8 protein-coding genes are annotated in these 10493 nt (G+C 72.9%); 4 read left to right on the forward strand and 4 right to left on the reverse strand.

Annotation, left to right across the window (positions count from 1 at the left end; translation table 11 throughout):
* From icmH to RT91_RS18295, 4 genes are all read left to right on the forward strand, one after another.
* The coding region (icmH, locus tag RT91_RS18280) for a type IVB secretion system protein IcmH/DotU (RefSeq protein WP_035189053.1) at positions 1 to 1271 on the forward strand (1271 nt) is incomplete at its 5' end.
* Entirely contained in the window at positions 1268 to 4795 is a 3528-nt protein-coding gene (gene tssM, locus RT91_RS18285) for a type VI secretion system membrane subunit TssM (RefSeq protein ID WP_035189055.1), read from the forward strand. The genes icmH and tssM, both read left to right, overlap by 4 nt.
* A gap of 4 nt (positions 4796 to 4799) precedes the next feature.
* The gene (gene tagF / locus RT91_RS18290; protein WP_012039806.1) at positions 4800 to 5330 is read left to right on the forward strand and encodes a type VI secretion system-associated protein TagF; all 531 of its coding nucleotides are present in this window, start codon (positions 4800 to 4802) and stop codon (positions 5328 to 5330) included.
* Complete coding sequence (locus tag RT91_RS18295) at positions 5327 to 6046, forward strand: PP2C family serine/threonine-protein phosphatase (RefSeq protein ID WP_012039805.1); 720 nt, start codon at positions 5327 to 5329, stop codon at positions 6044 to 6046. The genes tagF and RT91_RS18295 overlap by 4 nt, the downstream gene beginning before the upstream one ends.
* Before the next feature lie 7 nt (positions 6047 to 6053).
* Here the strand turns inward: RT91_RS18295 and RT91_RS18300 are convergent, their stop codons facing one another.
* The 4 genes from RT91_RS18300 to RT91_RS18315 form a co-directional block, all read right to left on the reverse strand.
* A complete protein-coding gene (locus RT91_RS18300) occupies positions 6054 to 6608 on the reverse strand; it encodes a membrane integrity-associated transporter subunit PqiC (RefSeq protein WP_007423405.1) in 555 nt (184 codons plus the stop codon).
* Positions 6608 to 8233, reverse strand: a complete 1626-nt coding sequence (locus RT91_RS18305; RefSeq protein ID WP_035189056.1) for an intermembrane transport protein PqiB — start codon at positions 8231 to 8233, stop codon at positions 6608 to 6610. The genes RT91_RS18300 and RT91_RS18305 overlap by 1 nt, the downstream gene beginning before the upstream one ends.
* Positions 8226 to 9488, reverse strand: coding sequence for a paraquat-inducible protein A (locus RT91_RS18310; RefSeq protein WP_035189057.1), 1263 nt, complete (start codon positions 9486 to 9488; stop codon positions 8226 to 8228). The genes RT91_RS18305 and RT91_RS18310 overlap by 8 nt, the downstream gene beginning before the upstream one ends.
* 120 nt (positions 9489 to 9608) lie before the next feature.
* A complete protein-coding gene (locus RT91_RS18315) occupies positions 9609 to 10226 on the reverse strand; it encodes a LysE family translocator (protein WP_012039801.1) in 618 nt (205 codons plus the stop codon).
* Positions 10227 to 10493: the final 267 nt, after the last annotated feature.

Below are 10493 nucleotides of genomic sequence, written 5' to 3' on the forward strand. Positions count from 1 at the left end.
CGCCAACCGGCGGTGGCGACCCTTGGAGCGAGCCGCCGCGGCCGGCATCCCCGCCGCCCGCGGGCGGCGCGGAGACGCTGAATATCGGCTCGACGCCGCTGATGGCGGCCGCGGCCCCGCTGCTGCAGTTGCTCGCTCGCCTGCGCAACACCCTGGCCCAGCCCGATTCGGGCGATCTGCGCGAACGCACCGCCCGCGCGTTGCGCGACTTCGAGCAGGCGGGCCGCAATGCGGGCATTCCGAACGACCAGCTGCGCCCCGCGCATTACGCCCTGTGCGCCAGCCTCGATGACGTGGTGCTCGCCACCCCCTGGGGCAGCAGCGGCGCCTGGGCCGCGCGCTCGATGGTGTCCACCTTCCATCAGGAGGTCCGCTCCGGCGAGCGCTTCTTCGACATCCTCAAGCAGATCATGCAGAACCCGGGCCGGTTCCTGCCGGTTCTCGAGCTGATGTATATCTGCCTCTCGCTCGGCTACATGGGGCGCTACCGGCTCAGTCCGCGCGGCCCCGCCGAGATCGACCGGCTGCGCGAGGATGTCTATGCCGTCCTCCGCCGCGCCCGCCCGGCCGCCAGCCCCGAACTGGCGCCCCACTGGCAGGGCGTTGCGGCGCCCTACCGCCCGCGCCGCCCGTCCCTGCCGGTCTGGGTCGCCGCGGTGGCGGCCGCCGGGGTGCTGGCCCTTGTCTACACGGCCTTCGACTACGGTCTCGGCGGCCAGTCCGCCACGCTCTACGCGCAGTCGGTCGCCGCCCACCCGGCGCGGATGCCGAAGATCGTCCGCGCCGCCGCCGTCGTGCCGCCGCCGCCGCCGGTCACCACCGGCCCGAACGTGCTCGACCGGCTGCGCGGCTTCCTGCAACCCGAAATCACCAAGGGCGAGGTCGCCGTGCTCGGCACCGTCAACGCGCCGGTCATCCGCATCAACAACACCGGCCTGTTCGCCTCCGGCAGCGCGACGGTCGAGAGCACCGCGCTGCCGCTGATTTCCAAGATCGGCCAGGCGCTGGCGCGCGAGAAGGGCAAGGTGCAGGTGATCGGCTATACCGACAGCCAGCCGATCCACACGCTGCGCTTCCCCAACAACCTGGTCCTCTCGGAGGACCGCGCGAAGGCGGCGGCCGCCGTGCTCGACCGCGCGATCGGCGATCAGAGCCGCATCACCGCGGAGGGGCGCGGTGCCGCCGACCCGATCGCGACCAACGCGACGCCGCAGGGGCGCGCCCTGAACCGGCGGATCGAAATCGTGCTGATCCGGAGTGAAACCCAATGAGCGCACGGCTGGTCCGCTGGCTGCTGAGCGGCGTCGGCGCCGCGATCATCGCGGCCCTGGTCTGGTTCTTCGGCCCCTTCCTCGCCGTGCTCGCCGGCGTCCTGCCGCGCGCGGCGATCGCTGTCCTGGTGTTTGTGATCTGGCTTGCGGCCAATCTCTGGCTCGATCGCCGCGCCCGCAAGAAGGCGGCCGCCGTCGAAGAGGCGATCACCGAGACCCAGGCCGACCCCGAGGCCGGCATGCGGGCGGAGGAAGTCGCCGCGCTGGCGGACAAGATGAAGAAGGCGCTCGGCATCCTCGCCCGGGCGCGCGGCCGGCGCGGCTTTCTCTACGAACAGCCCTGGTACGTCATCATCGGCCCGCCCGGCGCCGGCAAGACCACCGCGCTGCTCAATGCCGGGCTGAACTTTCCGCTCGCCGCCGAGCTCGGCCAGGGGGCGGTCGCCGGTGTCGGCGGCACCCGCTATTGCGACTGGTGGTTCACCGACCAGGCGGTGATGATCGACACCGCCGGCCGCTACACGACGCAGGATTCCTCGGCGTCGGTCGACCAGGCCGGCTGGCACGGTTTCCTCGACCTGCTGCGCCGCACCCGGCCGCGCCAGCCGCTGAACGGCGTGATCGTCGCCATCGCCCTGTCCGACATCGCCCAGGCCGACGCCGCGGCCCGCGCCGCCCATGCGCGCGCCATCCGCGCGCGGATCAAGGAGATCAACACCCGCCTCGGCGTCACCGTGCCGGTCTACGCGCTGTTCACCAAGGCCGACCTGATCGCCGGCTTCACCGAGTTCCATGACGATCTCGACACCGCCGGCCGCGCGCAGGTCTGGGGCATGACCTTTCCGCCCGATCGCACGCCGGCGGGCATGGCGGGCCGGTTCGCCGCCGAGTTCCGCGAGCTGGTCGGCCGCGTGGAAGAGCGCATGCTCGACCGCCTCGCCGCCGAACGCAGCCCGGATCGCCGCTCGCTCATCGCCGGCTTCCCGATGCAGGTCGCGAGCCTGCAGGCGCCGCTGGAGGCCTTCCTGAACGAGGCGTTCGCCGGCTCCCAGCTCGATCCCGCGCCGTGGCTGCGCGGGGTCTATCTCTGCTCGGGCACGCAGGAAGGCACGCCGATCGACCGTCTGACCGGCGCGCTGGCCCGCAGCTTCGGCATCGACCAGCGGCGCGCGCCCAGCCTGCGGCCGCAATCCGGCCGCTCCTATTTCCTTGGCCGGCTGATCGGCGAGGTGATCTTCGGCGAGGCCATGCTGGGCTCGGCGGACCGGTCCGGCGCCCGGCGCCGCCTCGCGCTGCGCGGCGCGGGGTTCGGCGCGGTCGGCCTCGTGTTCGTCGTGCTGCTCGCGGCGCTGTTCCGCAGCCATGCCGACAATGCCGCCGCCATCGCCCGCGCGCGCGCCGGGCTTGCCGCCGAACAGAAGGTCGCGGCGCAGATCCGGCTCGATCCGGTCGCCAGCGCCGATCTGTCGCGGATCGCGCCGCTGCTGCGCGAGGCCCGCGACCTTGCCGGCGCGCCCCCCGAGCGCGGCTATCACGGCATCGGCCTCGACCAGGGCGCCTCGATCAGGGCTGCGACCGCCGCCGTCTACCGCAACGTGCTCGACCACGCGCTGCTGCCGCGCCTCGTGCTTCAGCTCGAGGCGGAAATGCGCGGCGGGCTCGACCGGCCGGATTTCCTGTATCAGGCGACCCGCGTCTATCTCATGCTCGGCAATCAGGGACCGCTCGACGCCTCGCTGGTCGAGGCCTGGATGAAGCTCGACTGGCGGCGCCTCTATCCGGGCTTCGGCCAGACCGCATTGCGCCATTCGCTGATGCGGGACCTGACCGCGCTGCTCGCCCGCCCGCTGCCGGACGTTCCGCTGGACGGCCAGCTGATCGCCACCGCGCGCGCGACCTTCTCGCGCGTGCCGATCGCCGAGCGGGTCTATTCCCGCATCCGCGATTCCGAGGCGGCGTCCCGCGTGCCGGCCTGGACGCCGGCGGCGGCGCTGGGGGCTGCCGGAACGCCCTATTTCGTCAACGCCACCGGCAAGCCGCTGACCGATGGCGTGCCCGGCTTCTTCACCAAGCGCGGCTTCTACACCGTGCTGCTGCCGGCCCTCACCCATGCGACACAGGATGTCGCCAGGGAAAGCTGGGTGCTCGGCGCGCAGGACCGGATCAAGCCGGATTCGCCGCAGATGCAGTCGCTCGAGCAGGATGTGATCCGGCTCTACGACACCGCCTATGCCCGGCACTGGCAGTCGATGATCGACGACCTCAATATCGCGCCCCTCGGCTCCGCGGGCCAGGCCGTGCAGGCGCTCTACGTGCTTGGCTCGCCCCAATCGCCGATGGTGCGGCTGCTGTCGTCGATGGCGGACGAGCTTACGCTCACCAAACCGCCGAAAGACCTTGCGAAGGCCGCCAAGGGGGCGACGGGCGCCGAGGCGAAGCTGCGGGCACCGGCCAAGCTGAACGAAGCGGCGACGCGGCTGAAGCAGTTGCTGGGCCCGCAGGCGTCAGGCGCCCCGGCCCCGAAGCCCGGGGCGGCAATCAACGCCGAGTTCGCGCCGCTGCGCAATTATGTGGGCAACGGCGCGGCAGGCTCTCCGCTCTCGCTGACATTGCAACTGATCGACCAGGTGCAGAAGCAGCTGGCAACCCTCGCCGCCACGGCGCCCGGCGCGGCGGGCCCCGCGTCCCCCGCCGCCGGCGGCGATGCGGCCCAGCTCCTTGCCGGCGAGGCGCAGCACGATCCGCAGCCGGTCAGCCGCTGGCTCGGCGCGATCGTCGCGACATCGAACAGCCTGCGCGGCGGCAGCGCCGCGGCGGCGGCGGCGGCGGCGTTCAAGGCGCCGGGCGGTGCCGCGGCACTCTGCGAGAAGGCGGTGACCGGCCATTACCCGTTCGATGCAAGTGCCGCCTCGGGCATTCCGCTTGCCGATTTCGCCCGTCTCTTCGCGCCGGGCGGCGTGATGGACAATTTCTTCAACACGCAGGTGCGGCCCTTCGTGAACATGACCGGGCAGGTATGGACGGTGCAGCCGGTGAACGGCGTGGCGCCGCCGGTCAGCCAGGGGGCCGTCGCGGAATTCCAGCGCGCGCAGGAAATCCAGCAGATGTTCTTCCTGGGCGGCACGCAGCCCAGCGTGCAGTTCACGGTCACGCCCGCCGGCCTCTCGGCGGGCGCGGCACAGGTCGTGCTGCAGCTTGGCGGCGTCGATGTCAGCTACGCCCACGGCCCGACGGTGCCGACCTCGGTGAACTGGCCGGGTGCCACCGGCATGCAGACGGCCCGGCTGATCATCACGCCGGCCGCCGGCGGCACGCCGGTCACGCTTCAGGCCAGCGGTCCCTGGGCGGTGTTTCGCCTGTTCGGCATGGGGCGGCTCACGCGTGACGGCAGCTCCGCCCGCTACACCCTCACCTTCGATCAGGGGGGCATGCAGGCGCGCTTCACGCTCGAGGCGGGGTCGATCTTCAACCCGTTCGCGCCGGGCGTGCTGAACGACTTCCGCTGCCCGAGCCTCAAAGGATGAAGATGTGGCGCGGGTGAGCGGCTTTTACGGCAAGATTCCGGCGCGCGGCGACTTCGTCGGCGCCGGCCTGCCGCGGGCTGTGGTCGACGCGTTCGATGGCTGGATGCGCGCGAGCCTCGAGGCCAGCCGCAACGCGCTGGGCGATGACTGGCAGGCCTGCTGGATGGAAGCGCCGGTCTGGCGATTTGCCGCGCCGGTCGCGGGCGTGCCGCTCGGTGGCGTGTGGCTGCCCAGCATCGACCGTGTCGGGCGCGCCTTTCCGCTGGTGCTCGCGACCGATGCGGCCTGCGCCGGCTCCGCCTGGCTCGACGCGGTCGAGGAGATCGGCATCGCCGCCGTCACCGCGGATGTGCCGCCGGATACCTTCGCCGCCCGTCTGGCAGATCTCCCGCCCGATCCGTGCGAGCCGGCATATGGCTGGTGGTCGGCCGGGGGGCCGCATCGCGGTCCTGGCCGCATCGAGGTCGCCGGCTTGCCCGACCCCGCCGGTTTCGCGGCGTTCCTGCGCGATGAGGCCGGGGAGACGGTGCGATGATCCCGCGCGCCGTGACCTGGGCGGAAACCCATGTCGGCGCGGTGCGCAGGCACAACGAGGATGCCTATCTCTGCCGCCCCGATCTCGGCCTCTGGGCGGTGGCGGACGGTGCCGGGGGGCATCAGGCGGGCGAGGTGGCCTCGGGGATGATCGTCGCCGGGCTGGACCGCCTCGAGCCGGGGCTGACCGCGGCCGAATTGCTGCCGCAGGTGCGGGGCGTGGTGAACGAGACCCATCACGCCCTGCTGCACGAGGCGTCCCAGCGCGGCCCGCGCGCGGTCATCGCCTCCACGATCGCGATCCTGATCCTGCGCGATGACCATTTCGCCTGCCTCTGGGCGGGGGATTCGCGCGTCTATCTGCTGCGCGGCGGCGAGTTGACCCAGCTGACCCGCGACCATTCGCTGGTGCAGGCGCTGGTGGACGAGGGCCGGCTCACGCCCGAGGCCGCCGAGCACCATCCCCAGGCGAACGTGATTACCCGCGCCGTCGGCGCCGACGACGCGGATCTCGAACTCGACAAGGTGATCGGCCGGATCGAGCCGGGGGACCGGTTCCTGCTCTGCTCGGACGGGCTGAGCAAGACATTGCCCGAGGCGGAAATCGCCGCCCTGCTCGGTTCGCCGGACGGCGTGCCGCCGCCGGAACTGCTGATCGCGGCCACCCTCGCCCGCAAGGGCAACGACAACGTGACGGCCGTGGTCGTCGCGGTCTGACCGCCCCTCACCGTGAAAGCCGCGCCGCGATCCGGTCGGCGAGCCGGCCGAGCGCGACGCTCATGGCGTGCGCTTCCGCCGCCGCGCCTCCGCCGCAACGCTCGGCGATGCGCACCCGCCCAGCCGCCACGGCCTTGCCCGCCCGCACGCCGCGCCAGTCCGCGGCGAGCTCGACATGGCCCGGATGCGGCATGAACTCCGTCACCTCGACATGCACCAGCAGCGCCGCCCGCGGGACGGGATCGCCGGGCATGGCCACGCGCCGCTCCGGCAGGCGGCGCGCCAGGTCGCGTGCCAATATGGCCTGCGCCTGTCCCGCCAGCGGGGCGGTCCATCGCGCCCGCCGCGAGACGGCGCGCGTGTTCGGGCCGGTCGCGGTGGTCAGGTAGATTCGGTCGATCGTCGGCGGCATCAGCACGTGCGCCACCGCGATCGCCGCTCCACGGGTGTGGAATGTCGGCCCCGATGTCGGCGATAGCGCGAGATAGATGGTCCGCTGGCCGGCGCAGCCGGCAAGGCCGAGGGTCAGGGCCATCGCGAGTGTGGCGATCGTTCGGGTCATCAGCGTCCCTTGCCGAGGATCAGCGCATTGGGATGCGCGTTCAGTTCATCGACCAGTTCGCGCAGCGCCCGCGCGGCCCGGCCGAGTTCGTAGAGCGTATGCGGCATCGTCTGCGACTCCGGGGCGTTGGCCGCGCTGCCCTGGGCGCCGATCATGCCGCGCAGATCGCGCAGCGCTTCATCCGCCTCGTTCGCTGTCCGTCGCAGGTCGGCGAGAAGGTGCGGCGCCTGGCCGCGCGTCGTGCGGGTGATGGCCGCGACGTTCGCGGCGGTTTGCGCGAGCCGCTTCAGCGCGGCCCGCGTCCGCGGCGCCCGGCTGAGCGCGGCGAGACGCGCGCTGACGGCATGGAGGTTGGCCAGAATGCCGCCGGCTTCGGCCATGAGCCGGCCGATCGAGCCGCCGGCGACGGCTGGAACCGCGGGCGGCGCGCCCTTGCCGAGCGTGGCCGGCGCTGCCCCGCGCATGATGGCGAGGGCGAGTTCCTGCTGGCCGATCACCGGTGTCGCGCGGGCGAGGTGGGCGCGCAGCCCCCGGTGGATCAGGCGCGCGAGCATCGCGTTCATCTGCGGGCGCGGATGCCGCAGGTTCCACGTCGCACCGGCAAGGCCGATCCGCGACGGATCGAGCGCGAAGCGGACCGTGCTCCGTATCGCGCCCGCGCGCGGCGCGTAGGCCATGGCCACGCCGGTCACCGCGCCGACCGTGGCGCCCTCCAGCGTTACCGGCGCGCCGACCGCGAGGCCGTTTGGCCCGCCTGGCAGCACCGTTCTGTAGGCGACGGCATGCGGGCCCGGCGCGTCGCGCGCCGCGGCGGCGCTGGGGTAGAGGCGGAAACGGGCGCCGTCGATGGCCTGGCGGCCGCCGGGCGGCGTCGTCACTCCCAGCGCGCCGGAGACGAGCGCGGGCACCGACTGCATCGCGAGGCGGGGGCCGCCGCCGGAGGCCGTCACCCGTACGCCGCCGGCGTTCCAGAAGCGGCTGCGCGTGGTGATCAGGCGCTGGTAGCGCCGGCTGATGAAGGCGCCGATGGCAAAGCCGCCGCCGTTCGGACCGAGCGCGATCTTCCGCACGGTTCCGATCCGGAACCCCTTGTAGAAGATGCCCGCGCCGGTCGAGATGTTGCCCTTCTTCGCCGCCGTCAGCATGACCGTCAGTCCGGCCTTCGCGGGGTTGACGGCTGGCGCATGGGCGAGGCCGGCGGCATGATGCCGGATCGGCCCGTTCCGTGGCGCCACCGCGATATGCGGACCCGCGATCACCGATTTCAGCGAGGCAAGGTTGCCGAAACTGACGTGCCGCCCGGCGATCCAGTATCTGGTGCCGCGCCCCAGATGTCCGTCCATGTCGGGGTCGAAGCGCAGGCGCACCTTCATGGCGGCGAGCGAGGCATCGAGATGCACGCTGACCACGTGGCCCACCGTCGCGCCGCGATAGGTCACGTCGGTGCCGCCGGGCCTGATGCCGCCGGTGATCGGGAACGTGACGACGACTTCCGGGCCGCGCGTCGCCAGTGCCGCGACGCCGAGCCAGGCGACGATGAGCGCCGCGGCCACCGGAACCGCCCAGATCAACCCCGGCCAGCGCGTGCCACGGAAGCGGGCCTCCGGCGCGTCCGGATCAGCCATGGGCCGGCTCCCGTGCGGCGATCCAGATGCGGCGGGGATCGAGCGCCCGCGCGGCCAGCATGGTCAGCACGACGACGGCGAGAAAGGCCGGCAGCCCGTCGGCGACATCGATGCTCAGCAGGCCGGAGAGGTGCAGCAGCGGCAGGAACACGGCGACGGTGAAGACATCGATATGCGACCATCGGCCGATCTCGACGATGAGGCGGCAGACATGCCCCTTGAGCCGCAGCCGCCGGGTGGAATGGCGGTGCGAGGACAGGATGATCCAGGCGATGCCGAACAGCTTGATCAGGGGAATTGCGACGCTGGCGGTGAAGATGATGAGGCCGAGCGGCCACAGCCCGGCCTGGAACAGCTTCATCACGCCGGAGAGGATCGAGTGCGCATGCGCGGTGCCGGCGCGCATGTCGATTTCCATCGGGTAGAGATAGGCGATCGGGTAGAAGATGAAGCCGGCCAGGGTGAGGGCGAGGGCCCGCGCCGTGGCGTGGGGGCGCTGGCGCCAGAGCGTCGCGCGGCAGCGCGGGCAGCGCGTGCCCGCATCGGCGGCGGCGGCGACGTGGCCGCAGGCCGCGCAGGCGATGGCGTCGTGCCCGGCATGGCTGGATTCCGGCCCGATGGACCGCCAGATCGCCCGGCGCTCGAGCGTTGCCCGGGTGATCATCGTCATGAAGGCGGCGGCGATCACGCAGGCGCCGCCGGCGCCGATCCGCACCGGCAGGAACGGTGCCACGCGCGAATAGCCGATGATGCAGCCGATCAGGAAGACGTCGATGGTCGCCCACTCGTCGAGCCGCTCGGCGATGCGGAAGGCGGGGCCGAGCCATGCCGCCCGGCGTCCGGCGCGCAGCATCGCCAGGACCGCCGCGAGCAGGCCGAAGCGCGCCAGCGGCAGCGCGATCAGTTCGGCGGCCAGGACGATGCCGGCCAGCGGCCAGCCCTGATGCCAGAGCCCGGCGATGCCGGCGGTGATCGTGCTGCGGTTGGCGGTCCCGAGCAGCGAGACGCGCATCAGCGGCAGCAGAATGGCCGGCGGCAGCAGGACCAGCGTGGCCACGGCGCAGGCGAGGGCGGCATCGAGCCCGCGGCCCGACATGCGTTCGAGCGGCGCATCGCACCGGCGGCAATGGATGACGCCGGGCCCTGAACGCGCCGGCAGGCGCTGCACGAGACCGCACCAGGCGCAACCGATGACCCCATGGGGCGGGTCGCGCACGGCATCCGGCGTGCCGAACAGGAAGGACGCCAGGCTCATGCGCGCCACCGATGGTGGAGGCGGCGGGCATTCATCTGGCGTGACATAAGAAGGCGGCGGCGGCGGCGCAGCCGGAACGGCCGCGAATCGGCCGATCTCACGCGACAGTGATCGGCGGACTCAGGGGCGGCGGGCGATCGCGAGGCCGAGGGCGGCGCCGCAGAGCAGGCCGCCGCCGATCCGGTTCGGCAGCCGCCCGACGCCGGCGAGGCGCCGGCCCAGCGCGCCGCCGAGCAGCACCCAGAGACTGTCGATCGCGAGGGCGAGGCCGAGAAAACTGCCGGCGAGCACGGCGACCTGGGACGAGGCGGGGCGCGCCGGGTCGATGAACTGGGGAAACAGCGCGCCGTAGAAGAACAGCGTCTTCGGGTTGGTGAGCGAGACGACGAAGCCGCGCACCCAGATGGCGCGCCGCCCGGGCGGGCTGGCCGGCGGCGCCGCCGCATCCACCGGCGGGCGCCGCCAGGTGGCGATGCCGATCCAGAGCAGGTACGCGACCCCGGACCAGCGCAGGACGCCGAACCAGGCGCCCAGATGGGCGAGCAGGGCGGTCAGCCCGAAGGCCGTGACCGCGAGCTGCACCGCCATGGCGGACGCCGTGCCGGCCAGCGTGGTGAAGCCGGCGGACCGCCCGTGCGAGATGCTGTTGCCGACGAGCAGCATCACGTTCGGCCCCGGCAGGAGCATCAGCAGCGTCACGGCGGCGATGAAGCCGAGGAACAGGTCGGGCGGCGGCATGGCGGGCATCCTGACGGAAACCGCGCGCCGCGTCATCCCTGAACGCGAGGATGACGGCGAAGCCGCGGGATGGGCGCGCGCGGGCGCATCCGGCGGCGTTCGCCGTCGGGGGGTGAAAGGCGTCCGGTTGTCGGGTCAGGCGGGAGCGGGCGGCGCGCGCGGGCGGCGCGGCGGGCGCGGATGCGGGCCGGTCCGGGCCGGGCGGTGCGGCCGGGTCGGCGGGTCGGCGGCGGCCGGGGTGCCGGGTGCGCGGGTGCGGCGCGGGCA

The sequence above is a fragment of the Acidiphilium sp. JA12-A1 genome, assembly GCF_000724705.2.
GTDB lineage: Bacteria > Pseudomonadota > Alphaproteobacteria > Acetobacterales > Acetobacteraceae > Acidiphilium > Acidiphilium multivorum.